The organism is Streptomyces sp. NPDC051286, from assembly GCF_044455345.1.
Classification (GTDB): Bacteria; Actinomycetota; Actinomycetes; order Streptomycetales; family Streptomycetaceae; genus Streptomyces.
In genome coordinates this window covers 1-26,790 of record NZ_JBITER010000064.1, presented here as the reverse complement: position 1 = coordinate 26,790, position 26,790 = coordinate 1, and the positions used below count along the sequence as shown (strand labels likewise).

Here is a 26,790-nt window from a genome sequence, read left to right as displayed (position 1 = left end):
ATCACCGCCATCCCCGGCGCCGGCACCCTGTTCTGGGCCCTGCCCGACGACAAACTCCCCTCCTGGCTCCGTGACTCCCGCACCGCGATGAAGGAGACCGGCAAAGCACTCGTCGCCTGGGACGAATGGGGCAAGAACCCCGGACGCGCCGCAGGAGCCGTCACGTTCAACGTCCTGACCACCGTCTTCACCGGCGGCGCAGGCGCCGGCGTGTCGGGCGCGGGCAAGGCCGGAGCCGTCGCCAAAGCCCTCTCCGCCGCCGGCAAAGCCGGCAAGGTCATCGACCCCATGACCTACATCGCCAAAGGAGCCGGCGCAGGCCTCTCCAAAATCGGCGACATTGCGAAAGGTCTCAAGGGAATCGAGAACATCGAGATCCCGAAGCTCCCTGACGATGCGATCGTGCTGCCGGAGGGTTCCCTCAAGCTGCCCGACGGGGCCGTGCACCTCCCCGAGGGAGCGGCGATCCCGGACGGGGCGGTCAAGCTCCCCGACGGCAACATCAAGCTCCCCGACGACGTCCCCGTGCTGCCCGAAGGCGCCACGAAGCTCCCCACCGAGCCCGGCGCACCCGCCCGCTACTTCGACAACGACTGCAACCTCCTCGACGAGAACGGCAACGTCCTCCAGAAGGCCGAGGACGCCCGCCCGGAAGGCTCCCCGGACATCGACCCGGACACGGGCGCGGACACCCCGCACACCGGCTCCCCCTCCCCCGACAGGGAACCGGCCCTGGTCGGCGCGGGCGCCCACACCACCGACAACGCGGCCCACGTCGGCGCCAACGCCGGGGACAACGTCATCCACCTCGGCTCCGACCTGGGCGAGGCAGGCCGCATCGGCGGCGACCTCCCCGGCAGCAACCTCGGCGACAACATGCCCACCGGCCACACCGGAGACAACCTCCCAGGCGGTCATGTCGGCGACAACATGCCGAGCAACAGCCTGGACCACACCGGGTCCGGCAGCCATGTCGGCGACAACAACGTGCCTGGACAGCGCACCGAGACACCCACCCCGGGCGGCCACGACCTGCCCGGCGGCTCCACCACCGACCACGGGGTCCCCCACGGCCACGGTCCGACCGGCCCAGGCGGCCTCGACGGCCTGGGGCACTCCGCGGACGACGCGGGCCACGCCGCCGACGACGCAGGGCACGCTGCCGACGACGCGGAGGCGCCCGCGAACCGCGCGGACGAGGGCACCGGAAACGGCCGCGGTGGGGACCGCGAGCTGAGCGCCGCGGAGCTGAAGGAGATCCAGGACGAGCACATCCGGAAGGCCAACGAGCCTGGCGGAAAGTGGCTCAACAAGTACTACGACATACTCGGCCGCCGCAGGAGCATCAAGGTGGTGGACGGCGCCGAACTCCCTCAGCTGGCCAAGAACGCCGAGGGGGACTGGGTCGCCGCGCACGACTTGCCGAGCGGCCCGTCCGAGACCAAGTTCGGGTCGAAGCCGCTCGGAACGGACACCGTGCCCGAAGGGAATCTGCCCGCCCTCGACGACGCCGCAGCGAAGCGCACCGCCTCGGTGGACCTCACCAACGCAACCAAGGCGTACGAAGCGACACCGACCGCCGAGGCGGCGGAGAGCCTCGCGAAGGCGAAGGAGGCGTACGCCAACCAACTCGGTGACGTGCCCAACAACAGCAAGATCTCCGAGGCGCTGGGCGAGAAGGCCGCCGCGCTGCACGTGGTTCCGCACCAGTTCCCGCACGCCGAGGTGATCGAACTCCCGAAGACGCCCAACGGCGCCAACATGTTCGACCAGGTGTACAGGACCGGCGACAACGGGGAACGCCTCATCGTCGAGGCAAAGGCGCCGTCCGGGGACCTCGACTGGCGTCACGGCCGTGCCGACCCGGAGGACCCGGCGAACCCGAACGTCGGGGACAACGGCGGGGCCCAGGGCATGAGAGTCAAGCAGGGCACCAGGCTGTACATCCGCACGATCCTCGGCGAGATGACGAAACGCGGTGGGCGCGACGCCGAGATCGCGACGGAGCTCCGTAACGCGTTGAAGGAGGGAAAGCTGCAGTATGTCCTGGTGAAGGCACATGACCCCGTCGGCTCCTCCTACGCTGGTGCCATGCTTGAGCATTTGAAGATCTAGTGAGAGGAGGGGTAATGGTCACGCGCATTCCCCGCCACGAATTCCCTACGGACAACGCGGCCGAAACCATGGCACCGATCGTCAAGGCCGGCGAGGAGGTGCTCGACGACCTTGAGGCCTCCGAGTTCGACCGCTTCGACGCCTTGGGCTACACACTGACTGCGGCGAAGTGGTACTGCTTGACGGACCCCATGGCGACGGAGTTCCCGACGTGGGAGGCGTGGGTCACGGCCATGCAGGTCGGCTCCGCCCTGTTCATCTCCGGCTCGGCGGCGGAGGGGCCCGTACCGTGCCGGATCGGGAGCAGGGACGAGGTGAAGAACCTTCCCGCGACCGGCCCCCAGGAGTACCTCCACGCAGGGGACTGGCTCACCTCCTTCTACCTGGCGACGATCTGCCGCGAGAACGAACGCCTCAACCGGCTGGCCCAGGTACCCGTCTCGTTCCTCCGTGAGTCCGGTGCGGAGTTCGACGAGTACATCTACGCATGGGTGGAAACCCTGCAGAACGCCTGGTTCGGCCGCCGGGAAACCTGGGACACCCTGGTGACCGCGGTCAACGGAACCGACCCCGAGAACGCACAGATCGCCGGCGAAGAGCTGATGCTGAAAATCCTTTATCCGCCCCTCGAACTTTTCCACCGCTACCAGCGCCAGGACACCGAGAAGTTCAACGCGGCGCTGGTCGACGCTCTCACCTGGCACAAGGAGTACTGGACCGCCAACGAGGCCCGTTCGCTCAGCGGCGAAGGCCTGGTCGCCCTCGGCCCGCTGGCCATCGCCTGCATGGCCTTTGACGCCGACATCCCGATCGAGGTCGAGTCCGAGTACCTTCCCAAGGCTCTTCTGCAGCGCAGCTGGATCGGCGAGTACGACACCTGAGCTTCGGCACGCGGGTGACGGGGCTCGTCCTGTTCGGGCGACGATGCGGTTCGACACCGATACTGATCGCGGAGATGAGGAAGCGAGGAGAAAGCAATATCGATGAACTCCTCCTCGCGGACAAATTGGACGCCGCACTTGATGCAGGAAAGCTGGACTACGTCGTCGTCAAGGGCGAAAAATGCCGGCACGTATGCCGGCTGTCCCATGAGGCAGTTCGATATCGCTGAACGGAGCACACCGTGACGGTTGTTGTTCCCCGGCATGGTGAGGCTGGACCCAACTCCGCACGCTGGGCCGAGGCTCTCGGCGAGAGCGCGGCCAGCTCCGTCGCCCGCCTCGAATCGTCGCCGACCATGATCGACTCCACGTTCCGTACTGCCCTTCTCCATGTGGAGGCGCGCTGCACGGTCGATCCGGAGGCCGCGGAACTGGAGACCTGGGAGGCGGTGGTCTCCGCAATGCAGGTCGGGTCGGCGCTGTTCGCCGTGACGGGAGCGACCGAGGGGACCGTCGAGTGCCGTATCAATCGTGAGATCCGGACTCTCCCTGCCATCGGACCGCGTTCGTTCGCCGACGCGGGGAACTGGCTGACAGCGTTCTGGCTGGCGATCGTGTGCCGTGACCAGAAAAGGATGACGCAGCTGTGCCAGATTCCGCTGGATCGTCTGCGTTCGCCCGAGGGGGCATACGACGAGTACATCTACCACTGGGTGGACGCTCTGCAGACGTACTGGCTGCAGCGCCCGGGGCTGGTGGAGAAGTTGGTGGCCGCGATCGAAGGGTCCTATCCCGAAGCGGCCTCGGTCACTCCCCGTGATCTGCTCCAGGGTGTGCTGTACCCGCCGATCAATCTGTTCCACCGTTTCGCGCGGAGGGACGAGGAGGGCTTCAACCAGGCTCTGGTGGAGGCTCTTGAGCTTCACCAGGCGTACTGGACCGCCGATGAGGACCGGGCCAAGGATCCTGATGGCCGTATCGCTCTGGGCCCCCTTGCCATCGCCTGCCTCGCCCACGACGGCGAGATCCCTCTCACGGTGGAGTCCGCCTACCTGCCCAAGCACCTTCTCCAGCGCAGCTGGCTCGGCGAATTCCCCACCTGAGCCCGGACCTCTCCAGTCGCAGGCTTCTCGTCGGTATCGCCCTGCTTCCTGTCCTTTGGCTCCGCTTCGTGATCGTCCGGGGTCTGTCCCACTCCCGGATCCGGGTTGTACTGCTGACTTGTCCATGCCTTATGTTGCGAAGGCAATACAAGGGGGAATCCGTATGCCGCAACACACGCAGACAGTGGCTCGACGAGGCAACGTTCATGCAGGGGACGTACGACGCCTTACCCGCCTCGCGCGACGGCCGACGCGGACACGTGCCGCCGTACGGGAGTACCTCCGGCCGGAGACCGACGGTTCGCCGACCATGACTGAGGCAACGGACGACTGAGGCAGCGGACGACTGATGGCACGGGATTACGACAGCCAGCTTCTGGAGTCAGTGGCGGTACGCCGCCGCAGGATGCGGGACGCACTGCTGTTCGGCGTGCAGCGGTCGCGGCGCACGGCGGACGAGCGACTCGGCAAGGTGTTCGCCGGGATCGCCATCGCGGCGGTCCTGTGCGCGGGATGCGTCGGATGGTCCTTCCTCCAGCACACGCTGGCGAAGCAGAAGGCCGAGCAGGAGAAGCAGCAGCGCCAGGAACAGCAGTACGAGCAGCCGACGCCGACCGCGAAACCAGACAAGTCCGGTAAATCCAGCCCAGGTTCACCGTAATCCTGACCGCCCGACGGCCCACGTGAGCAACCGCATGGGCGTGTCCGGTCCGCCCCCGTCCTCAACGTCGCGACGATAGGTTCCCGTAAAGTGGTGAGCACAACAATGACTTCCCGGGCTCAACTGAGCCGGGTGACCCTGGTCGGCGAGCGACGCCGGGCCGACATCGTCCTGCCCTCGGACACCCCGATCGGCCAACTGCTTCCGGACATACTGCAGTTGCTGGACGACCGAGCCGCATCCCGCCCGATGACACGACAGTTGATCACATCGGACGGCTCCGCGCTGCCGCACGACAGCACCCTTTCCTCGGCCGAGATCGCGGACGGCGCCGTGCTCCGCCTCGTCCGTGCCCACTCCGCGCCGCCCGCCCCCGTCGTGCACGACGTCACCGACCTGGTGGCCGACGACCTCGACCTGCAGGCGTGGCGCTGGCGTCCCGCCGCGCGCCGGGCCAGCGCGGGCGTGGCGACCGTCAGCTTCGCCATCATCGCCGCACTGCTCGCCCGTCAGGAGTTCGAGCTCGGCGCCCTCGCCGGCGCGCTCGGCGCGGTCACGCTCGTCCTCCTGGCGGCCGGTGCGCTCGTCGCCAGGATCGGCCAGGGCAACCTCGGACTCGCCACCGCGCTGCTGCTCGCCTCCGGCGGGCTCGGCATCCTCACCGCCTGGACCGCCGCCGACGCCTACGACTGGCCGGGCACCGCACGGCTCGCGGCGGTCGCGGCCGCGCTTGTCGTGGTGCTTCTGCTCCTCGGCTACTTCTCGCCGCTCGGCCGCGGCGGACTCATCGGCGCCATGGCGACCGCGGCTGTCACCGTGGTGTGGGAGGCCGTCGCCGCCGTCCAGAGCGACCTGTCCCGGCTCGGCGCCGTGATGGCCGTCTTCTCCGTGGTGCTGCTCGGCCTGCTGCCCCGGCTCGCCCTGATGGCCTCCGGGCTCACCGCACTCGACGACCGCCGCTCCGGCGGCATCTCCGTCAGCCGCCACCAGGTCGGCAACGCGCTCGCGGCCACGCACCGCGGCCTCGCTCTCGCCACGACGGTCACCGCGGTCTCCGCGGCGGCAGGCGGCTGGCTACTCACCCAGGCGGACAAGCCCACGGTGTGGACCATGGCGCTCCCTTCCCTCGTCGCCCTCGTCCTGCTTTCCCGGGCGCGGGCCTTCCCGCTCGTCGCCGAGGTCGTGGCGCTCTTCGCCGCCTCCGCGGTCCTCGTCGTGCGCCTCGTGATGGTGTGGATGCACCACTCCGGCGGCGCCGGGCCGCTCGCCGTACTGTGCGCGGCCGCGCTCCTGCCGCTGCTCGTTCTGGCGGTGCAGCCGCCCGAGCATGTGCAGGTCCGGCTGCGGCGCATGGGCGACCTGGTCGAGTCCATCGGCGTCGTGGGGCTCTTCCCGCTCGCCGTCGGTGCGTTCGGTCTGTACGGACAGCTGCTCAACAAGTTCTGAGTCGACGCTCAGGCGCTCCGAGCGGGGCAGCAGGGCGGAAAAAGAAGGGCTGACATGCCGAACGCAGAAAACTGGCAGGGTGACGTGCTGCGCGACCTGCGCGGCGCCACCCAGCAGGGCACGCCGCAGCAGGGCCCACAGGGCCCCGCCGGACAGCCGCAGGGCACCCCCGCCGGCCCCGGCCTGCCCGCGCAGAGCGCACCCTCGCCGGACGCCGGCTACGGGTACCCGCCGGTGCAGCACGCCGGCCACCCGGCCGCCCCCGCCGGGCAGCACCAGCAGGCGCAGCAGTACCAGCAGCAGGAGCAGTACCAGGCGCAGCAGGCCCAACAAGCTCGACAGGCACAGCAGGCGCAGGCACAGCAAGCACAGGCACAGCAAGCACAGGCACAGCAGGCGCAGGCACAGCAGGCGCAGGCACAGCAAGCACAGGCACAGCAAGCACAGGCACAGCAAGCACAGGCACAGCAAGCACAGGCACAGCAAGCACAGGCACAGCAAGCACAGGCGCAACAGGCACAGGCGCAACAGGCACAGGCGCAACAGGCTCAGCCGTACCAGGGGCAGCAGCCCCAGGCCGCCTACACCCCCTCCACCAGCGCCCACCGCACCCCCGACTCCCGGCCCGTCGTGGACAAGAGCCTCGTCACCGCCGGACGCAAGCCGCGGCACGGGCAGTCCTTCGCCTCGCGCGCCACCCGCGCCGTGCGCCGTACCGTCTCCTCGTCGGCCGCGAAGGAGGTCGCCGAGATCACCCGGGTCGCCGAGGTACTCCAGCAGCCCGTGACGACCGGACGGCAGATCGCCGTCACCTCCATCCGGGGAGGCGCCGGCAAGACGACCGTCGCCGCGCTGCTCGGCACCACGTACGCGCACTACCGGCAGGACCCCGTCCTCGTCGTCGAGGCCGACCCGGCGCTCGGCTCGCTGCCCCTGCGGCTCGGCGCGGAATCGCTCCGCTGGACCATCGGCGACCTCGCAGGCATCGTCGAACCGCAGATGTCGCTGCTCGACATCACCGGCTATCTCGTCCAGCTCCCCGGCAACGCCTGGCTGCTGCCCGGCAGCCAGGGTCAGATCGGCGCGATGCTCGGCAGCAGGGCGTACGAGGGCGTCATGGTCTCGCTGCGCCGCTACTTCGGGGTCACGGTCGTCGACTGCGAGACACTGCCCGCCGAGGTCGCCCGGGTCGCGCTCTCCGCCGCCCAGGCCCGCATCCTGACCGCGCCCGCCACGCTGGAGGGCGTCACCAGCACCTACTCGGTGCTCCAGTGGATGCAGGGGCTTCCGAAGCACGTGATCGCCGGCACGGTCGTCGTCCTCACCGAACTCGTGCCGCACCCCGGACTCGACCTCGCCGAGGCCGCCGAGAAGCTCAAGTCCACCGGGGCGAGCGTCCAGGTCCTGCCGTACGACCGGCATTTGGCGGCCGGCGGCCTGATCCGCACCGAGCTGCTCGCTCACTCGACCAGGGAAGCCGCCACCCGCCTCGCCGCGGACGTCTTCCAGCTCTCCCAGAAGCGCCACTGACCCAGATGCCGAGCCCGACCGTGAGTGACGGACGCCGATGAGTACCCGACTGATCCACCGCCCGGCCAGGACCACCCGGCCCGCGGCCCCCTCCGAGGCACGCACCATCGAGGCACCGCCCAACCTCCCCGAGGGGAAATCGGGCAACATCGCCATGTCGCTGCTGCCCGTCGCCGGCGTCATGTCGTCCGTCATCATGATGACCGTCGTACGGAACAGTCAGTTCGCCGGGCTCGGCGCGATCATCCTCGTCGTCACCGTCATCGGATCCGTCGCGCTCGTCTTCTCGCAGCGCGGCAAGGCGCAACGCACCCGCCGCACCCAGCGCGAGGCATACCTCGCCTATCTGGAGGACCTGCGCGAGGAACTCTCCGGCGAGGAACGCGAGCGGCGCGAGCGGACCGAGATTCTCACCCCGCCGCCGGACGCCCTGTACGACATCGTGCGCGACCCGGCCCGGCTGTGGGAACGCCGCCGCGCCGACGACGACTTCCTGCGGGTGCGTGTCGGCACCGGTGAGATGCCCGTACGCGATCTGAAGGTCGCCCAGCAGGGCTCCTCGGTCCTCACACCTCCCGACCGCTTCATGCTCAACGAGGCATCGGCCCTGATGGCCCGGTTCCGTACCGGCACCGAACTCCCGCTCACCGTCCCGCTCGACCGCGTCGGCAACGTCAGCGTGATCGGCCCCCGCGAGGACTGCCTGCGCGTCGCACGCGCCCTGCTCGTCCAGACCGCCGCGACCCACGCCCCCGACGACGTGGCCATGGCACTCGCTGTGCCCGGCGACCGGCTGGCCGACTGGGAATGGGCCAAGTGGATGCCCCATCTGCTCGACACCGAACAGCTCGACGGCCCCGTCGCCGCCCGCCGCATCGCCCCGTCCGCACCCCAGCTCGCCCGGCAGATCGGCGCCGAACTGCGCCGCCGCGCCTCGTACGCGGCCGAGGTGCGCCGCGGCCTGTCCGGCAAGGACGCCCTGTCCATGACGTCCCGGCTCCTCGTCGTGGCCGACGGGCACGGCGAGGACGCCGTGGACCTGCCGTGCCCCGACGACGCGGTGGGGCTGCGCGACATGGGCGTCACCATGCTGCACCTGCTCGAACAACGCATCCAGGAACCAGGACACGTCGGCGTACGCATCACCGTCGACGGCGACCAGGTACTCATCGAGGACCTGCGCGAGCAGGAACCGATCAGCGCCCACGGCACCGTCGACGAGGTCAGCATCCCGTTCGCCGAAGGTCTCGCCCGGATGCTCGCGCCGCTGCGCCTGGCCGCCGAATCCCTCGTCGACGCACCGCTGTCCGGACCCGTCGACTTCGCCGACCTGCTCGGCATCGACGACGTGGCCCGGCTCGACCTGTCGCACCTGTGGGCACCGCGCGGCGAACGCTCCTTCCTGCGCGTGCCGATCGGCGTCAGCGACTCCCGCGAACCGGTCCTCCTCGACCTGAAGGAGTCCTCCGAACTCGGCATGGGCCCGCACGGGCTGTGCGTCGGCGCCACCGGTTCCGGCAAATCGGAACTGCTCCGCACCCTCGTCCTCGCCCTCGTCGCCACCCACCCGCCGGAGGACCTGGCGCTCGTCCTCGTCGACTACAAGGGCGGTGCCACCTTCGCGCCGTTCGCGGACCTGCCGCACGTCGCCGGCGTCATCACCAACCTGGAGAACCAGGCCGGCCTCGTCGAGCGGGTCCACGCCTCGCTCGCCGGCGAGGTCAAACGCCGCCAGCAGGTCCTCAAGGACGCCGGCAACGTCGCCGACATCGGCGACTACGCCGCGCTCCGCGCCGACAAGCGGCCCGACCTGGACCCGCTGCCCCACCTGTTCGTCGTCATCGACGAGTTCGGTGAACTGCTCACCGCCAAACCGGACTTCATCGACCTGTTCCTGTCCATCGGCCGCATCGGCCGGTCCATCGGCGTGCACCTGCTGCTGTCCAGCCAGCGCATCGAGGGCGGCAAGCTCAAGGGCCTGGACACCTACCTCTCGTACCGGCTCGGCCTCCGCACCTTCTCCGCCGACGAGTCCCGCACGGTGCTGGACACCACCGACGCCTTCCACCTGCCGCCACTGCCCGGATTCGGCTTCCTCAAAGTCGACACCAGCCACTACGAACGCTTCAAGGCGAGTTACGTCTCCGGCGCCTACCGCGGCCCCGTACAGCGCGCCGAGGAAGCCGAGTCCGGACCCCTCGCCCTCGAGTACGAGGCGTTCAACACCCTTGCCAGGAACGAGAACACGGGCGACCGGGAGCCCACGGTCCGACGCCGCGAGACCGGGCCCACCGAAATGGGGGTCATCGTCGACCAGCTGCAGAACGCCGCCGATCCGGTACGCCGCATCTGGCTGCCGCCGCTGCCCTCCGCCATCTCCCTGGACAAGGTCGCGGGCCCCCTGGACGTCGGCCCGCGCGGCATGCAACTCGCCAATCAGCGGGGGCGCGCGGAGCGCTCGTTGAGGGGTGGTGGCCGGGCGACGGGCGGGAGCGGGCCGCTCCAGGTACCGCTCGGCCTGCTCGACGACCCCACCAAGCAGTGGCAGGGCCAGTGGTACCTGGACCTCACCGTGGCAGGCGGCCACGCCGCCGTCATCGGCGGCCCGCAGTCCGGCAAGACCACCCTTCTGCGCACCCTCGCCCTCTCGCTCGCCCTGACCCACACCCCGCAGGAAGTCGGGATCTACGGCCTCGACCTGGTCGGCGGCGGCCTCCAGGCGCTGGCGGACCTGCCGCACGTCGGCGGCGTCGCCGGCCGCGCCGACCGTGAGCGCGCCGGACGCACCGTGGAAGAGGTACGGGGCGCCCTCGCGGTCCGGGAGGACCTCTTCCGGGAACATGGCATCGACTCCGTCGAGCAGCTGCGCACCCTGCACGCGGCAGGCCGGCTGCCGCAACTGGCCTCCGCCGAGATCGTGCTCATCATCGACGGATTCGGCGCACTGCGCGACGACTTCGACGAGCTGGACGACGCGGTCGTCGACATCCTCAAGCGCGGCGGCGGCTACGGCATCCACGTCGTCGCCGGCATGCTCCGCTGGAACGACGTCCGCATCGCCACCCAGTCCAACTTCGGCACCCGCGTCGAACTGCGCCTCAACGACCCCAGCGAGTCCAGCATCGACCGCAAGCTCGCACAGACCCTGGCGCCCGACGAGCCCGGCCGTCTCCTCACCGACGGCAAGCTCTTCACCCAGGTCGCGCTGCCCCGCACGGACGGGCTCGCCGACACCTCGGACCTGGGCGCCGTCCTGGAACGCACCGCCCGCACGATCCGTGCCACCTGGAGCGGCGACGTCGCCCAGCCGGTACGGGTACTGCCGCACATCCTGGAGCCGCACCTGCTGCCGGGCCCGGTCGCCGAGCCCAAGCGGGTACCGATCGGCCTGGACCAGACGGCGCTCGCGCCCGTACTGCTCGACCTGTTCCACCACGACCAGCACCTGCTGATCATGGGCGACAGCGAGTGCGGCAAGACGAACCTCCTCAAGACCATCGCCGGCGGACTCATCGAGCGCTACAGCGAGGACGAACTGGTCTTCGCCGTCATGGACCCGCGGCGCGGACTGCGCGGCGCGATCCCCGAGGAGTTCCGCGGCGGCTACGCGTACAACGCCAAGATGTGCGCGGGCCTCGCCGCGGGTATCGCCACCGAGTTGGAGAAGCGGCTGCCCGACGACAGCGCGGACACCGAGGACCTGGAGCCCGGCAGCTGGGGCAGCGGACCACGGATCGTCGTCCTCGTCGACGACTACGACGTACTCACCACCGCGGGACTGGCCCCGCTCGCCCCGTTCCTTCCGTACATCCCGTCCGCGGTCGACATCGGGCTGCACTTCGTGCTGACCCGCCGCGTCGCCGGCGCGTCGCGCGGCATGTACGAACCACTGGTGCAGGGCCTGCGCGAGTCCGGCGCCTCGGCGGTCCTCATGGCGGGTGACCGCAGCGAAGGCCAGCTGTTCCCCGGCGTGTACGCCACCCAGCAGCCCCCGGGCCGCGGCGTCCTCGTCCGCAGGGGCCAGTCGAACCGCCTGATCCAGACCGTGTACACCACCGAGTGACGCCCCCGGGAGCCGTCCCCGTCACGACGGCCGCACCACGCAGGACAACCACGCCACGGACGACGAAGGACCGGACGACCACATGACCAAGGACGTCATCGCCCTCACCCCGAGAATGCCCGATCCGCTCGGCGTGATCGCGGGTCTGCTCTCCGGAGGCCCGGACAAGCTGGTGGACACGGCCGGCGAGGACGCCGTCGTGCAGCTCTGCGACCCGGAGGGCCGGCCCCTCGTCTCCGTCGAGGCACCGCTGCTCGTCCAGGTCGCCGGTGAGGCGGAACGGCTCCTCGGGGCGACCGCGCCCGAGGTCCCGTTCTGGTGGACGGAGGCACGCGCCACCACCGGCGTCGAGGAGGCCGAGCGGATCGCGGGCACCTTCGCCGCCCGGATCGTCGCCGTGGCCGGCGGCTCCGCCTGGCCGCCGGAGGCCGCGCGCTCCCTCGCCGTGGTGAAGACCGACGGCGTCAGCGTCGCACCCACGCCCGCCGCCGCACAGCCCGCCGTCGACGCCCTCACCGACAAGGTCGCCGTCGTCATCCAGGACCGCCCGGTGGTCGCGATGACGGCTTGGCTCTCCGACGCCTTCCGGGCCACCGCCAACGCCGAGCTCGGCCTCCAGATCGTCACCGCCCCGGGGGTCACACTCTCCCCCGCCGTACGCAACAGCTTCCCCGGCTGGCCGTCGCGCTGGGTCGTGCAGGACGAACGGGACGGTTACTACGACGGGCTGTCCGGGGCCGTGCTCCGCTGGCAGAACGGCCTGTTCGCACCGGTCGAGGCAGCCGACGCCACCCCCGAGGACCCGCGCACCCCGGTGGCCGCGTCGTTCAAGGAGGTCGCCGACACTGGCGAGCGCCAGCTGGCCGTCTCGTTCCGTACCGTCCACCCCGCGGACGAGCGCCTCGTTCTCGGCGGCTCCATCGAGGCGGTGTGGCGCGAGCTCACCGGCGAGCCCCCGGCGGGCTGGGGCACCGCGGAACCCGCCAACCTGCCCTGGTCACTGCGCCAACTGACCGATGTCGCCTACGACCGGGCGCCCCAGCCGACCTGGGCGGTGGTGGTCGGCAGCCCGGACCGGCCCGCTCTCGCCACGGTCCGGATCAGCCGTACGACGGGCGGCGTGGAGGAGGACGTCACCCTGGCGCTCGGCTACGGGGCCGACGAGGACATGCCGCTGGGCGCCCTGCCCAGGGCCGCGGAGATCCTCGCCACCCGCCACCACCTCCAGTCGATGCTGGTCCAGATCCGCAAGGCCCGCCGCGACCTGGCGGTGCCACCCCGCTTCGAGGGCCCCGGAGTCCCCCTGGCCTTCGTGCTGGGCGCCGAAGAGGTCCGCGAGATGCCCGGCGACCGCGCCCGCCGCACCCCCCTGTCCGAGCCCCCGGTCCAGCTCGGCCCGAAGACCCGCCCCGCGCTGTACTACCCGCTGCCGGGCGACCCGTCGGACCTGTCGGGCTGGCAGGACTTCGAACGCCTGATGCGACACCTGAAGGGCGCCTGACCGGTCTTCGGGGCCGACGAACGGCGAAGGCCCGGGCCGGATCGGATCCGGCCCGGGCCTTCGTGACGTACTTGGCTCGCGCAGAGCGACCGGTGCGTTCCGAGCTGGTGCGTTGGGGAAGCTCGCCGGGCGTCCCGACGGGGCAGACGTTGCCAGCCGGGGCACCGGGCCGGCGGGCCGCGCGCCGCCGCCTACATGTGCCGGTCGGTCCAAGGTTCCGAGCGCCCCGCCGGGTGCCGTCGGCCGATTCGTGTCCGCGACCGTGACCATCAGTCAGTCAGCAGTTCAAGACCCCGTTGCCGTTTCTGTGCCCGGCCGGGTGACGTACGACCCCGCAGCCGGTGATGTGCTGTTCTCGTTCCGACTCTCCAGGACGACAGCCGGCTCGAGCGGCGAGGCGATCTCCTGGTCCTTGCTGTGAGACGCCCAGTCGCGGATCCCGATGACGACCATGATGAAGAAGATCGCGTAGACGATCCCGGAGAAGTACAGCTGGGAATGAATGGCGAGGGGCACCCCGACGAGGTCGACGGCCAGCCAGACGAACCAGAACTCCACGTACCGCCGGGCCTGGGTGTACATCGCCAGGATCGAGCCGACGAAGATCCAGGCGTCCGCGAGGACCATCCACCAGGGAGCACCCGGGTAGAACGACGCGTCGGTCGACTTGAGCAGGGCGCCGAACGCGAACGTCCCAGCGGCCATGACGGCGATCAGCACGGCCCGCTCCCGCCACGATGCCCAGCGGACGTTGATCGCGCCTTCCTTCTCCCTGCTGCGCCGCCAAGTTGCCCACCCCCACGACGCCGATGCTATGATCACAATCTGCCGGGCGGCGTTACCTCCGAGATGGACGTTCAGGCTCGCGATCAGCAGCAGGACCGACCCGAGGATCTGCACCGGCCAGGCCACGAGCGATCGCCGCAACGCCAGCCAAACGGTCGCCAGCGCCAGGATGTTGCCCAGAAAGTCGGACCAGTAGACGGGGACACCGAAGAGGCTGAACTGCTCATTCAGCCACTGGAATGTGCTCATTGCTAACACCTTCGTTCGTTCGGAGCAAGGCTGAGCGTGGGCTATGGGCCCGGACCGGGCCCGTCATGACGCATGGAGTTCGGCAGTGCGCGCCGAGTCCGTGCGGAGTGATGTCTCAGGCGGAGACGGTTTTTTCGTACGCGGCGAGCGCATCGGTGAGGACGCGCCGCCCGCGGTCGGAAGCGAGAAGCGCCTCGGACCGCAGGACGTCCTGCCGGGCGGCGCGCACCAGTTCGTCGGGCGACGCGAACTTCACCGTGTCTCGAATCCGTGCGACGAACCACAGTCCGACGCGCTCTCCATAGAACTCGTCCGACGTGTCGTGGCAGTACACCTCGACATGTACATCCGCCGTGTCGCAGAAGGTCGGGTTCGACCCGATACTGATCGTTCCGCGGTGGACGGCGCCGGTCGAGTGGCGTACGACCCAGCCGCTGTAGATCGCAGACGGTGGGACCCGCGAGTCGGGATCGGCCGCGACGTTCGCGGTGGGGAACCCGAGCCCACGGCCTCGGCCGGCACCGTGCACCACCGCACCCGTGAGGTGCGTGTGGACGGTCAGGGTGTCACCCATGGGGGATGAGCTCGCGGAACTGGCTGGTGTGGAAAACGAGTGGCTCCACGCCGGAGAACAGTTCAGTCGTCATCAACTCCATGAGCACGATCTCGTGATCGCCACCGTCGTAGGTCGCGCTCACCCGAGCCGTCAGCCAGAGCGCGGCGTCCTCGATCACGACGGCGCCCTCGGGCGTCGCCTTCCACTCGACGCCCTCGAAGCGGTTGACCTCCCGGGACGCCAGACGCCGGCACAGCGCACCCTGACCGCGGCTGAGCACACTCAGCCCCAGAACGGGTGCCCCCGCGAGGCGCGGCCAGGTGGTCGAGGTGCGGGCCACGCTGACCGCGACCATGGGCGGTTGGAGCGAGATCGAGACGAACGAGCTCGCCGCGAACCCGACCGGTTCGTTCCCGCGCAGCGCGCTTATCGCGACGACACCCGTCGGGTAGGCCCCGAACGTCTGTCGCAGCGTCGCCGCGTCCAGCTCCGCCGGCGCGGATGCCCCGGGCGGGTTGTGGGCAGACGTGGCCATGGTCTTCGACATCCTTTCGTCGCGAGTTCTGTTTTCAGTGCCGGTACTGTGCCGCGGGGTGGCTGGCCGGCAGCGCGCGGTCGGATGCTCCGGTGAGTCGTTCGCGCAGGCTCTCGCCCTCCGTGTACTCCCCGCGGAAGACTCCGCGTGCCCGCAGGATCGGCAGGACCGACTCGACGAAGTCCGTCGTCGAGGTCGGCTGGATCGTCGGGGACAGCAGGAATCCGTCGAGGTCGGCGCCTTCCGCGAGCGCGCAGATCTCGTCGGCGATCTCCTCGGCCGTACCGACGACGGGCCGCGCTCCGACGCCGTGGGTGTGCCAGTCGGCGAGGACGTCGCCGACCGTCTTACCGGCGAAGCGGGCCACCTGGGTCTGCGACAGCTCGGTGGAGAGATCCGTCATGGGCGTCTCGGGCGCGTAGGACGACAGGTCGAGCCCGGTGAACATGGAATAGCTGGCGACGGTCACCTCGGGCCGCTGAGCGTCGAGGATCCGCTGATAGCGCCGCTCCGCATCGGATGTCGTCGCACCGACGACACACGAGAACGCTGACATCACCTTCACGTCGTCGGCTCGACGACCCGCCTTGACCGCCTCCTCACGGATGGAGGCGGTGTGCCCGGCGAGCTGCTCGACCGAGCCGCTCCCCACGAACATGCATTCGCCGTGCCGGCCGCCGACCCGGCGACCGGCGGGCGATGCCCCTGCCTGGAACAGCACGGGCGTGCCCTGCGGGGAACGCGCGGTATTGCCGTACCCCTCCGAGCGGAAGAACGGGCCCTTGTGGGTGACGAGGTGCACCTTGGCGGGGTCGGCGAACCTTCCGTCCTTGTCCTTCTCCAGCGCGTCCGGCTCCCAGGCCCCCTCCCAGTACTTGTAGACGAGGTCGAGGAAGTCCTCGGCCATCCGATAGCGGTCGTCGTGCGCCACCATCTCCATGCCGAACGCCTTGACCGCGGTGTCGGCCGTGCCGGTCGTCACGATGTTCCAGCCGATCCGGCCACCGGAGAGCTGGTCGAGCGTGGCGATGCGGCGCGCGAACGCGTACGGCGGTTCCACGAGGACGGAGCCTGTCATGACGAGACCCAGGTTGGTCGTCGTGGACAGAAGCGCGGACGCCACGACCATCGGGTCGAGCCGCGGGAGGTCGAGGGTCTCCTCCGTGGCGATGGGCGGGCGCGTGCCGTTGATCTCGGACCAGCCCCAGGCGTCGGCGAGGAACAGGAAGTCCAGCTTGGCGTCCTCGCAGATCGCGGCGAGATCGCGCCAGTACTCGAGAGTGTCGAAAAGATGCCGTCGGCTGTCGGGGTGACGCCAGGTGGCCGTGCCACTCGCATTGGTCTGCGCGTTCTCGAACACGCCGAGCTTGAGGTTCCTCATGGGTGGTTCTCCGTAGTGCTGGTGGGTGACCCGCGGGGTGTCAGGAAGCAGAGGTGACTGCGGGTACGTCGAGCTGGTCCGGGTAGGGCATGGAGGCCTGTGCGCCGAGGCCGGTGACGGCGTGCGACGCCGCTTGCACAGCGCGTTCGACTGCGGCCGGAAGGTCGGTGCCGCGTCCGAGGGCGTCCGCGAGGGCACCGCAGAAGGTGTCGCCGGCGCCCACGGTGTCGACGGCGTCCACGAACGGCGCGGGGATGTGCGTGGTGTTTGTGCTGTGCGCCTTCTTCAGGATCGCGCCGTCCGCCCCGAGTGTCACCACGACGGCCCGGCACGGGAGCGCGGCGCGCTCCAGCAGGCCTCGCACATCATCGACGGTGGCGGGCCGGTCGGTGCCGAGAAGTGCGGCGAGTTCGCCGAGGTTGGGGACGAGGACGTCGACGGCGGCCAGTACCCGCGTATCGATCGGGCGAGCGGGGGCGGGGTTGAGGACGACGACCCCGCCCTGTTCGCGGGCCCGCAGGACCGCCAGGTCGACCACGTCGGGTGCGATCTCGTTCTGGACGACGACGACTTCTCCCGCCGACCGGACGAGCCGGGACGGCAGGTCCTGGACACCAAGGTCGGCGTTGGCCCCCGGATTCACGACGATGGTGTTCTCGCCGGCGTCGTCGACGACCACCGCGGCGATTCCGGTCGTGGCCCGCTCGTCCGACCGCACGGCATCGACGTCCACGCCTTCGGACGCGAGCGCGTCGAGGATGGTGGCCGCGTCCGCGCCGACCCTGGCGACGAGACGCACCCGCGATCCGAGGCGAGCGGCCGCGACGGCCTGGTTGGCACCCTTGCCACCAACCCCCTCCACGAAGTGGCGTGCGAGCACGGTCTCGCCGGGGTGCGGCAGGCCCTTGACGGTCAGGACGAAGTCGCGATTCACCGAACCGACGACGGTGATGGACGACATTGACACCCCCTGGGAGATCGATTTCCGACATGCTGTACCAGCGCTTACGCGCCGTCAAGTAGCCTCGTCGTAAACGATTGCCCCACCGCCATGGCGCATCCGCCCACCGACCGAGAGGGACACCTACGTGACAGCGCCCCGACTCCTCGACGTGGCCGAGGCCGCGGGCGTCTCCCGCGCGACGGCATCACGCGTTCTCGCCAGCACGCCGCGCAACGTCGATCCCGAACTCGCACGCCGCGTCGAAGAGGCCGCGCACCGGCTCGGCTACCAGCCCAACCACTCCGCCCGGGCGCTGCGCACCGGCACCACCGGCACCATCGGTGTCGTCGTCCCCACGCTCGCCAACCCCTATTTCGTCCAACTCGCCGATGCCATCGCACAGCACGTGCGTGCTGCCGGCGGCACGCTCGTGGTCTCCGACGCGGCGAACGACACCGCGATCGAGGCCGAGCAGATCGACACCCTGCTCGGTGGCCGGGTGGACGGCCTGCTCGTCGTCCCCGTATCAGCCAACGCGTCCGGACCCGCCATCCACAATGCCGCCAGACGTCACCCCGTCGTCCTCTTCGACCGATGGGCCAAAGGATCCGGCACCGTCGCCGTCACACTCGACAACGCGTCCGCGGTCCGGCTTCTCGTCGATCACCTGAAGGGCATCGGGCGGCACCGGATCGCTCTCATCGCCGCCGATCAGGCCTCCTCCTCGGGTGCCGAACGGCTCGCAGCCTTCACCGAGGTGCAAGGTCCCGACGCCACCACCATCCTCCTGCCCAGCTTCACCACCGACGCCGGACGGACGGCGGGGCGCCGCATCATCGAACAGCGCGACCAGGTAGACGCGGTCGTCTGCGGCGCAGACGTCCTCGCCGTAGGGCTCGTGAGCACGCTGCACCGTTCATCGGTCGCCGTACCCGGGCAGATCGCCGTCACCGGGTTCGACGACACCGAGATACTCAAGCTCCTCGACCCGCCTATCACGTCCATCCGCCACCCGTTGTCCGCCATGGCCGAACGCGCGCTGACTCTGCTTCAGGCACCCGGCCGCGAACGAACCGAACGGGTCGAGCGGTTCCCTCCTCAGCTCGTCGTTCGCGCCTCAACCGACGTGGAAACCTGACGAGTTGTCACGTCGCTGGTCCAGCGCCCGACAGGCTCTGAGGCAGTTTCCCGGGCCCATTCGTACGGTGCGTGAGTCTCACGGCGCGGGAGAACCGCGCCTCCGGCCGGGCCGACGGACGCGGTGCCCGTAAGCACGAGTTCCGGGATCTGGCACACGTTCCGGACGTTGTGACCGCAGGCCATCTTCTTGAGCCGGTGCCGCTCGGAGGCGGCCAAGGTGAGCGACACGGCTCGGGCAGCCACAGGCATGGAAGGGAAACGGCCAATCTCGGGCGAGTGGTTCGGAACCGTCAATCGCCCTGCGGCGACGCGCCGCCCGCTCCGCATTCAAGGGCTGCCTGTACTGCCAACGAGGACTCGGCGCCGGTAGCAGCCGTGATCGCCGGTCGGCGCTTCCGTGGAGTGGCCGATGTGTCCGGCTGCCGTGTGTGAGCGGATCCGAGGTCAGGGCAGGGTGAGGATGCGGGGGCCGTCCTCGGTGATGGCGATGGTGTGTTCGATGTGGGCGGCTCGGCTGCCGTCGATCGTGCGCAGGGTCCATCCGTCGGAGTCGGTGCGGTAGTCGTTGCGACCCCCGGCCATGAGCATGGGTTCAATGGCGAGGGCGAGGCCGTGGCGCAGGGGGAAGCCGCGGCCGGGGCGTCCGTGGTTGGGCACGTGGGGGTCTTCGTGCATCTGGCGGCCGATGCCGTGGCCGCCGAAGTCGGCCGGCATGCCGCAGGCGGCCTTGCGGGCGACCGTGCTGATGGCATGGGCGATGTCGCCGATGCGATGGCCGACAGTGGCGGCGGCGATGCCGGCGTCCAGGGCCTGCTGGGTGGCGGCGATGAGTTCGAGGTCTGCGGGGCGAGGGGTGCCGACGGTGAAGCTGATCGCGGCGTCGCCGGTCCAGCCGTCGAGTTCGGCTCCGCAGTCGATGCTGACCAGGTCGCCGTCGCGAAGGCGGTAGTCGTCGGGGATGCCGTGCGAGACGGCGTCGTTCACGGATGCGCAGATCACGGCGGGAAAGGGGACCGGGGCGAAGGCGGGCTGGTAGCCCAGGAACGGAGAACGTGCGCCGGCCTCGGTGAGAACGGTGCGGGCGGCTTCGTCGAGCTCGCGCAGCTGAACTTCCACGGCTGCCGCTGCGCGGGCGGCTGCGAGTGCATGGGCCACGACCCGTCCAGCTTCTCGCATCTTCTCCAGTGCCGTGTCGGTCTTGATCTCCACCATGTGTCGTGACTCCCTGCGATACGACGCTCTCCAATACTTATACCGGTATTAGTATCACGGACATGGTGAGAGTTCCTTCGCGTCCGCAAGAGCGGCAACGCGGAGTGCGCTTCGGGATCCTGCTCCGCCAGGCCCACGGTGACCGCAGCATGGTCGACGTGGCAGCAGCCGCCGAGGTGCCCCGCTGAAACACTCCGCAAGATCGAGACCGGCCGGGCCCCGGCCCCGGCCTTCTTCACCGTGGCAGCCCTGGCCCACGCCCAGCACCTGTCCCCGGACGACCTCGCCGTCGCCTGCACAGAAGACGTCGAAGGCGGCGGGCAGGCCATGTCGGCGTGACCGTCGGACGTGCGCCATCCGGCTGAGAATCGGATGTTCCCGACGCAGCACGATTCGGACTCTTACGTCAACGCCGAAGGCTTCGAGAGCTGACCCCTCACGCGCGGCGCCGAGTGCCTTGTCGATGCCCTCGCACCCCGCGGACCCGCGGGGATGGTCCCGTGCACTTCGTCAAGATCGACCCCTCCAGCAAGCGCTCCCCCGCGCCCGCGGCCCGGATTCCGGATCACGCGTTGCGCGAACTCGCCGTAGAAACAGGCCAATTGAATGTTTGGCGGCGGAAGTTTGATCGTGTGACGACTCCTTGACAGCAGACGTTGCGTCGCTTGAGGATCAATGCGCCTTCACTGATCGGTGAGGGCTCAGTTTTGAGCGATACAAGGGGGTTTTCGTATGTCCGCGATCGTTTCCACGCTCAAGCACACGAAGTACGTCATGGGTTCCCTGGCTGCGGTGCTGTTCACCAACTGCCCCAGCTGACGCGGAAACGGGGTGGGCGGCCATGGCCGCCCACCCCGGCACAGTAAGGGGTCGGGACGGGCGGGGGAGGACCATGTTCGACGCGGGGATACGGCAGTTCCGGATGGCGCTGGCCATGGTGCTCGGCCGTCCGATCAATGTTCGCTCTGCCGAAAGGCTCGTCGATGATGCGCTGGCGACACTTGCCGAGTTCGGCTCCCCCGGCGAGGACGTCGAACAGTTACTGCGCGGCGCTGCCGCAGACCCGCAGATGCGTACCGACCTCACGAACAAGGCCCTGCGCCGTACCGCGAAACGCCTCGCCGCCAAGTCACCCTTCTACGCCAGCCACTTCGCGGCAGCAGGAGTCGACCCCGCCGCACTGACCATCGAGAACATCACCGGCGTGCCCGTCACCACCAAGGCCGACCTGGTCGAGCGGGCCCGCGACTTCCTGTGCAGCGAGCCCTTCCTCGCTTCCCGGACCACGGGGACAACAGGCCGGCCCACCGAGGTCTGGTACTCCCGCTACGAGGAACGCCTGTGGCCCGCGCTCGTCGCCCTCTCCCAGGTGCTGCGCGGCACCGTCCGCACCACCGACCTGGTCCAGTTCAGCATCAGCTCCCGGGCGACCGGCACGGCATACGCAGAGATGCAGGTCGCCCGCCTGGCAGGAGCGGCGATCCGCATGGTGGGCCTGATCCCACCGGCCGAGACACTGGACCTCATGGCGGGAACCGGCCCATCGACGCCGACCCTGATGGTCACCTACCCGAGCTATCTGGGACAGCTGACCCACACGGCCCGCGAACGGGGACTCGGCCCCACTGACTTCCGGCTGCGCCGCATCAACGTCGGCAGCGAAGTGCTCTCGCCCGCCCTTGCGGAGGCCGCCGAAAAAACCTTCGGCGCCCCCGTCCACGACGGCTACGGCATGACCGAGGTGACACCGGTGGCCGGCGCGATCTGCCGACAGCGACACCTTCACATCGACGCCGGCATCGGCCTCGTGGAGGTGTGCGACCTCGACACCGGGGCACCGGCCGCACCGGGAGCGCTCGGCACCATCGTCGCCACTCCCTTCTTCCCGTACCGGGAGTGCATGCCGCTCTTCCGCTACGACACCCGAGACCTGGTGCGGCAGTTGTCCGACGCACCGCTCACCTGCGAAATGGCGAACGTGCCGGCGACCTCGCACATCCTCGGAAAGGCGGACCATGTGCTGCGCACCCAGGACGGCCCGGTGACCCCGCGTGAGATCATCGAGGTCCTCGACGCGCTGCCCGGCGCGTGCTGGCCCGTGCGCCACCGCGCCGACGTTGTGAACGGGCGCCTGCATGTGGAAGTGGCCGCCTCATCCGTGCCGGAGACGAGCGACATCGCGCGTCACTTCGCCGAGGCCGGCCTCGACGCCACCGTCGACGTCGTACCGGGAGAAGGACGTGAGCTGCGGCGCTACCGCTGCGATCTGGTCGAGAACAGCTTCGCCTCCGCCGGGCGGGCCGCATGACCGCCGCACAGAGCGCGTTCTTCGTCCTCGTGACCCTCGCCGTCGCCCTGGGCGTCTCGCTCGCCTCGGTCACCTACTTCCGGCGAGTCACCCTGCCCCGGCCGGCCGTCGGCGTGTTCAACGGCAACGACATGGTCATCATGATGGGCTTCGTCGTCGTCCTGCCCTTCCTGTATCTCTCTCTTCCGGGCTGGCTGCTGCCCCCCGTGCTGGGGCTGACCCTGGCCGGTGGTCTCGCGGTCGGCTACGGGCCGGTCGTCCGCCGGGGACCACTGCGCTGGTCGCTCATCGCCGGTCTGCTGGTCGCTGACTGGCTCACCGCGCGCAGCGCCGAGGACGATCCCACCCATGCCACGCCGTACTGGCTGGTCAACAGCCTGGTCATCATGCTGATGGCCGTCGGCGCCGCCAACCTCAACGCGCAGGGCGGCCTGAAGCTGCGGCACGTCTCCCGGTTCGCGCTGGCGCTCGCCGTGTACGACCTGTTCTTCGCCACCGTCGTCCCCCTCACCCAGAAGCTGTTCAACGCGGTGCAGGGCTACGCCTTCGCACCGTCGGCCGGGCTGCGCGTCGGCGAGTTCGGCGCCGTCGTGGGCATGGGCGACCTCCTGGTGTACGCCCTCTTCACCACCGTGGCCTACAAGGCATACGGACGAGCGGGGCTGACCTGGGCTCTTGGGCTGGTCGCCGTGTTCGGCGCGCTCGTCCCGACGCTGACACCCGTCACGGTCGAGGCGCTCACCGGACACCTTCCGCAGATCGTGCCCGCGCAGATCTTCTTCGGCCCGGCCGCGTTCTGCGGGTACCTCGTGCTGCGGCGGCGCGGCCCGGAGCGGCGCATGGCCGACGTCCGGCCGCCCGCGCGGTTCGTGACAGCCCACGACAAGCAGGAGCCCGCGAGCGCGGCCACCGCCGACGAGCCCTGGGAGCGTTCCCCGAGAGAACACTCCCCGGTCGGTAGCTGACCAGGTCAGGTGGGCTTGCGGTGTCGGGATCAGTGGTGGAGCAGCTCCTTGATCGCCGAACGGAGGGGCTCCAGCAGCTGGTTGGCCTCCTTGATGCCGTCGGGGGAGCCGAGGTCCGGGATGCTGCGGTACGGCAGTGCTTCCAGTGGTCCGTCCGCACAGTCCGCGAGGCGGTCTTCGAAGAGCACCAGGGCCCGCCGTGACGGGTTGCGTTTCGAACCCCAGATCATCCCCATGGTTTCGGGTGCCTGGGCCCGGATCTCCCGCGCCCAGCGTCGGCATGATGGGGGCCCCGCCCGAAGCCGCAACTGAGGGGCCGCGCACACCCGCGCGGCCCGCACCCGGCGTCGTCGCGTCCGCTGAACAAAAGAACCCCAACTCAGAACGCATCTGAGCTGGGGTTCCGCCTGAGCCCCCTGTCGGATTCGAACCGACGACCTACGCATTACAAGTGCGGCGCTCTGGCCAGCTGAGCTAAGGAGGCAACGCGCACACCAAAGCCGCGCGCGCAAGCTCCCTCACTCTACACAGCAGCCCACCTCCTGATCCACGAAGCGTCCGCCACGTCCCCGTGCGAGATATCAGTCGTCCTCGAACTACTGACAGATTCGACATGGCCAGGTAGCGTCACGGCAGGTTCACCCAGGTGGACCAGACCACTCCCTACTCGGATCGTCCGGCACGTTCCTGCCGGTGGAGGAGAAGATTCCGCATGGCCAGTGTCACGTTCGACAAGGCGTCCCGCGTCTACCCCGGCTCCACCAAGCCCGCCGTGGACCAGCTCGAGATCGACATCGCGGACGGTGAGTTCCTCGTCCTCGTCGGTCCTTCCGGTTGTGGCAAGTCGACCTCCCTGCGCATGCTCGCGGGTCTCGAGGACGTGAACGGCGGCGCGATCCGCATCGGTGACCGCGATGTCACGCACCTGCCGCCGAAGGACCGGGACATCGCCATGGTGTTCCAGAACTACGCGCTCTACCCGCACATGACCGTCGCGGACAACATGGGCTTCGCGCTCAAGATCGCCGGTGTCAACAAGACCGAGATCCGCGCGAAGGTCGAAGAGGCCGCCAAGATGCTGGACCTCACCGAGTACCTGGACCGCAAGCCGAAGGCGCTCTCCGGTGGTCAGCGTCAGCGTGTCGCGATGGGCCGCGCCATCGTGCGTGAGCCGCAGGTCTTCCTGATGGACGAGCCGCTGTCGAACCTCGACGCCAAGCTCCGTGTCTCCACCCGTACGCAGATCGCGTCGCTCCAGCGCCGCCTCGGCATCACGACCGTGTACGTCACGCACGACCAGGTCGAGGCCCTCACCATGGGTGACCGCGTCGCGGTCCTCAAGGACGGTCTGCTGCAGCAGGTCGACTCGCCGCGCAACATGTACGACCGCCCGGCCAACCTCTTCGTCGCCGGCTTCATCGGCTCCCCCGCCATGAACCTGGTCGAGGTCCCGATCACCGACGGTGGCGTGAAGTTCGGCAACAGCGTCGTCCCGGTCTCCCGCGAGGCGCTCACCGCCGCCGCGGACAAGGGCGACACCACGGTCACGGTCGGCATCCGCCCGGAGCACTTCGACATCGTCGAGCACGGTGGCGCCTCCGCCAAGTCGCTCTCCAAGGACAGCGCCGACGCCCCGGCCGGTCTGGCCGTCTCGGTCAACGTCGTCGAGGAGCTCGGTGCCGACGGCTTCGTCTACGGTTCCGCGCGCGTCGGCGGTGCGGACAAGGACCTGGTCGTCCGCGTCGGCGGCCGCGCCGTGCCGGAGAAGGGCACCACGCTGCACGTCGTGCCGCGCCCGGACGAGCTGCACGTGTTCTCGACCTCGACGGGTGCGCGTCTCACCGACTGACGTCACACACGTCGTACGACGGCCCCGCACCCCTCGTGGTGCGGGGCCGTCCGCGTACCGAAGCGCGGGTACGGGTTTGAGCCCGGACATCCGGCATCTTCGACAAATACCCTGGTACTTCGGTCATTTCACCGGCGGTCGTCAACGCGGGATTCGAAAAGCATCCTCGAACCATCCCCCGCGAGAGTGACGCAATGTCGTCACATCATCACTGCCCGCTACGCTCGCTGCGTGACCCACACCGCGCGCCGCATCGGCCGAACTCTCGCTCTCGTCCTGCCCGTCGTCATGGTCCTCTCCGGGACTCTCGCGGTCACCCGTGTGCCGTGGGCAGCGCACAACTCCGAGTCGCAGGTCCTCACCGCGTCGGCTCGGACCGTATCGAAGCACGCCACGTCGCACACCCCGCGGGACATCCTGCGCGACCGGCTTCTCGTGGAGCTTCAGGAGAAGGACCCGGGCGTCGCGCTGACGCATCTCCAGCGCACCGTCGAGGGACGCCCCTCGCTCGCCCGGCACTGCATGTCGATCGCCAGGGAGCTGGGCCGCGCCGCGGTCGAGCAGTACGGTCCGACGCGGGCGCACCGGTTCTCCCGCCCGGTCTGCGACACGTCGTTCGCCTCGGGTGTCGCGCAGTTCAGCTGACCGGGCCGGTCCGGGCACGGCCTATCGTGCCTGGCATGCATACGTATCCGACGCAGGCCGTGATCCTGGCAGGTGGCCAGGGATCGCGGCTGCGCCCGTACACCGATGACCGCCCCAAGCCGATGGTCGAGATCCCGGGCACCGGGACCCCGATCATCGGCCATCAGCTTTCCTGGCTGGCCGCCGAGGGCGTGACCGATGTCGTCGTCTCGTGCGGTCATCTTGCCGAGGTGCTCCAGGAGTGGCTCGCCGAGGCCGTCCTGCCGCTCCGGGTGACCACCGTGGTGGAGTCGGAGCCGCTGGGCCGCGGCGGCGGCCTGAGGTACGCCGCCGCCCGGCTGCCGGATCCGTCAGAGCCCTGGTATGCCACCAACGGCGACATCTGGACCCGTTTCTCGCTGCGTGAGATGGCTGCGTTCCATGCGGAGCGCGATGCGACCGCCACGCTGGCTCTGGCCCGTCCCCGTATCCCGTGGGGTGCCGTGGAGACGGACGCGTTCGGGCACATCACCGACTTCATCGAGTCGCCGCCGTCGCCGTATCTGATCAACGCGGGTGTGTACGTCTTCTCGCCGGCGTTCACGGCGCTGCTGCCGGAACGCGGCGACCATGAGCGGACGACGTTCCCCCGGCTGGCCCGCGAGCGGCGGCTGGCCGGATACCCGCTGCCGCACGGCGCGTACTGGCGGGCCATCGACACGGCGAAGGACCTGGCCGAGGCGGCGAGGGAGCTGGACGGCCGGTAGTGCCGCGGCGGACACGGCAGAGGGGGGGGGGGGGGGGGGGGGGGGGGGGGCCCCCCCCCCCCCCCCCGCCCCCCGCCCCGGGGGGGGGGGCGGGGCCCCCCCCCCCCCCCCCCCCCGGCGCCCCCCCCCCCCCCCCCCCCCCCCCCCCCCCCGCCCCCCCCCCCCCCCCCCCCCC

Annotated in this window: 21 protein-coding genes, 1 tRNA gene and 1 pseudogene; 15 read left to right on the top strand and 8 right to left on the bottom strand. The window is 69.8% G+C overall.

The window, feature by feature from the left end:
• The 8 genes from ACIBB8_RS34105 to ACIBB8_RS34070 all read left to right on the top strand — a co-directional run.
• Window positions 1-2,115: hypothetical protein (locus ACIBB8_RS34105; RefSeq protein WP_398958794.1), on the top strand; the 2,115-nt coding region annotated here is incomplete at its 5' end.
• Between the two features lie 14 nt (window positions 2,116-2,129).
• Window positions 2,130-2,996 carry an immunity 49 family protein gene (locus tag ACIBB8_RS34100; protein ID WP_398958792.1) on the top strand — a complete coding sequence of 289 codons (867 nt, stop codon included), beginning with the start codon at window positions 2,130-2,132 and terminating at the stop codon, window positions 2,994-2,996.
• 242 nt (window positions 2,997-3,238) lie between these two features.
• Window positions 3,239-4,099 carry an immunity 49 family protein gene (locus ACIBB8_RS34095; RefSeq protein ID WP_398958790.1) on the top strand — a complete coding sequence of 287 codons (861 nt, stop codon included), beginning with the start codon at window positions 3,239-3,241 and terminating at the stop codon, window positions 4,097-4,099.
• A 349-nt stretch (window positions 4,100-4,448) separates the two neighbouring features.
• Entirely contained in the window at window positions 4,449-4,760 is a 312-nt protein-coding gene (locus ACIBB8_RS34090; protein ID WP_267003521.1) for a hypothetical protein, read from the top strand.
• A gap of 105 nt (window positions 4,761-4,865) precedes the next feature.
• On the top strand, window positions 4,866-6,206 hold the full coding sequence (gene eccD / locus ACIBB8_RS34085; protein ID WP_398958787.1) for a type VII secretion integral membrane protein EccD: 1,341 nt from the start codon (window positions 4,866-4,868) through the stop codon (window positions 6,204-6,206).
• Window positions 6,207-6,260: 54 nt separating this feature from the next.
• Window positions 6,261-7,736 (top strand): MinD/ParA family protein, encoded by a 1,476-nt coding sequence (locus ACIBB8_RS34080; protein WP_398958785.1) that lies wholly within the window; start codon window positions 6,261-6,263, stop codon window positions 7,734-7,736.
• Between the two features lie 37 nt (window positions 7,737-7,773).
• Complete coding sequence (eccCa, locus tag ACIBB8_RS34075) at window positions 7,774-11,799, top strand: type VII secretion protein EccCa (protein WP_398958783.1); 4,026 nt, start codon at window positions 7,774-7,776, stop codon at window positions 11,797-11,799.
• A gap of 82 nt (window positions 11,800-11,881) precedes the next feature.
• A complete protein-coding gene (locus ACIBB8_RS34070) occupies window positions 11,882-13,300 on the top strand; it encodes a DUF6177 family protein (protein ID WP_398958781.1) in 1,419 nt (472 codons plus the stop codon).
• Window positions 13,301-13,585: 285 nt separating this feature from the next.
• Here the strand turns inward: ACIBB8_RS34070 and ACIBB8_RS34065 are convergent, their stop codons facing one another.
• The 5 genes from ACIBB8_RS34065 to ACIBB8_RS34045 form a co-directional block, all read right to left on the bottom strand.
• The gene (locus ACIBB8_RS34065; protein ID WP_398958779.1) at window positions 13,586-14,335 is read right to left on the bottom strand and encodes a nicotinamide riboside transporter PnuC; all 750 of its coding nucleotides are present in this window, start codon (window positions 14,333-14,335) and stop codon (window positions 13,586-13,588) included.
• Window positions 14,336-14,450: 115 nt separating this feature from the next.
• Entirely contained in the window at window positions 14,451-14,909 is a 459-nt protein-coding gene (locus tag ACIBB8_RS34060) for a riboflavin kinase (RefSeq protein WP_398958777.1), read from the bottom strand.
• On the bottom strand, window positions 14,902-15,426 hold the full coding sequence (locus ACIBB8_RS34055) for a flavin reductase family protein (protein WP_398958775.1): 525 nt from the start codon (window positions 15,424-15,426) through the stop codon (window positions 14,902-14,904). Before ACIBB8_RS34055 ends, ACIBB8_RS34060 begins: the two co-directional genes overlap by 8 nt.
• A gap of 34 nt (window positions 15,427-15,460) precedes the next feature.
• Window positions 15,461-16,807, bottom strand: coding sequence for an NtaA/DmoA family FMN-dependent monooxygenase (locus ACIBB8_RS34050; RefSeq protein WP_398958773.1), 1,347 nt, complete (start codon window positions 16,805-16,807; stop codon window positions 15,461-15,463).
• A gap of 40 nt (window positions 16,808-16,847) precedes the next feature.
• On the bottom strand, window positions 16,848-17,768 hold the full coding sequence (locus ACIBB8_RS34045; protein WP_398958771.1) for a ribokinase: 921 nt from the start codon (window positions 17,766-17,768) through the stop codon (window positions 16,848-16,850).
• A 127-nt stretch (window positions 17,769-17,895) separates the two neighbouring features.
• Between ACIBB8_RS34045 and ACIBB8_RS34040 the strand changes: the two genes are divergently transcribed.
• On the top strand, window positions 17,896-18,888 hold the full coding sequence (locus ACIBB8_RS34040; RefSeq protein WP_398958769.1) for a LacI family DNA-binding transcriptional regulator: 993 nt from the start codon (window positions 17,896-17,898) through the stop codon (window positions 18,886-18,888).
• 446 nt (window positions 18,889-19,334) lie between these two features.
• Here the strand turns inward: ACIBB8_RS34040 and map are convergent, their stop codons facing one another.
• The gene (gene map / locus ACIBB8_RS34035) at window positions 19,335-20,102 is read right to left on the bottom strand and encodes a type I methionyl aminopeptidase (RefSeq protein ID WP_398958767.1); all 768 of its coding nucleotides are present in this window, start codon (window positions 20,100-20,102) and stop codon (window positions 19,335-19,337) included.
• 62 nt (window positions 20,103-20,164) lie between these two features.
• Between map and ACIBB8_RS34030 the strand changes: the two are divergent.
• The 3 genes and pseudogenes from ACIBB8_RS34030 (at window position 20,165) to ACIBB8_RS34020 (ending at window position 23,375) form a co-directional block, all read left to right on the top strand.
• A pseudogene (locus ACIBB8_RS34030) lies at window positions 20,165-20,441 on the top strand (helix-turn-helix domain-containing protein).
• A gap of 553 nt (window positions 20,442-20,994) precedes the next feature.
• Window positions 20,995-22,410 carry a phenylacetate--CoA ligase family protein gene (locus ACIBB8_RS34025; protein ID WP_398958765.1) on the top strand — a complete coding sequence of 472 codons (1,416 nt, stop codon included), beginning with the start codon at window positions 20,995-20,997 and terminating at the stop codon, window positions 22,408-22,410.
• Window positions 22,407-23,375 carry a hypothetical protein gene (locus ACIBB8_RS34020; RefSeq protein WP_398958763.1) on the top strand — a complete coding sequence of 323 codons (969 nt, stop codon included), beginning with the start codon at window positions 22,407-22,409 and terminating at the stop codon, window positions 23,373-23,375. Before ACIBB8_RS34025 ends, ACIBB8_RS34020 begins: the two co-directional genes overlap by 4 nt.
• 29 nt (window positions 23,376-23,404) lie before the next feature.
• Here ACIBB8_RS34020 and ACIBB8_RS34015 read toward each other — a convergent pair whose 3' ends face one another.
• Both ACIBB8_RS34015 and ACIBB8_RS34010 read right to left on the bottom strand, forming a co-directional pair.
• A complete protein-coding gene (locus ACIBB8_RS34015) occupies window positions 23,405-23,605 on the bottom strand; it encodes a hypothetical protein (RefSeq protein WP_398958761.1) in 201 nt (66 codons plus the stop codon).
• 180 nt (window positions 23,606-23,785) lie between these two features.
• Window positions 23,786-23,859: transfer RNA gene (locus tag ACIBB8_RS34010), tRNA-Thr, on the bottom strand.
• Between the two features lie 228 nt (window positions 23,860-24,087).
• Between ACIBB8_RS34010 and ACIBB8_RS34005 the strand changes: the two genes are divergently transcribed.
• The 3 genes from ACIBB8_RS34005 to ACIBB8_RS33995 all read left to right on the top strand — a co-directional run bounded on the left by ACIBB8_RS34005 (window position 24,088) and on the right by ACIBB8_RS33995 (window position 26,615).
• On the top strand, window positions 24,088-25,224 hold the full coding sequence (locus ACIBB8_RS34005; RefSeq protein ID WP_398958759.1) for an ABC transporter ATP-binding protein: 1,137 nt from the start codon (window positions 24,088-24,090) through the stop codon (window positions 25,222-25,224).
• A gap of 231 nt (window positions 25,225-25,455) precedes the next feature.
• A complete protein-coding gene (locus tag ACIBB8_RS34000) occupies window positions 25,456-25,869 on the top strand; it encodes a hypothetical protein (protein ID WP_398958757.1) in 414 nt (137 codons plus the stop codon).
• 35 nt (window positions 25,870-25,904) lie between these two features.
• Window positions 25,905-26,615: a nucleotidyltransferase family protein gene (locus ACIBB8_RS33995; protein ID WP_366135113.1), complete on the top strand. Its 711-nt coding sequence runs from the start codon at window positions 25,905-25,907 to the stop codon at window positions 26,613-26,615.
• Window positions 26,616-26,790 lie beyond the last annotated feature (175 nt).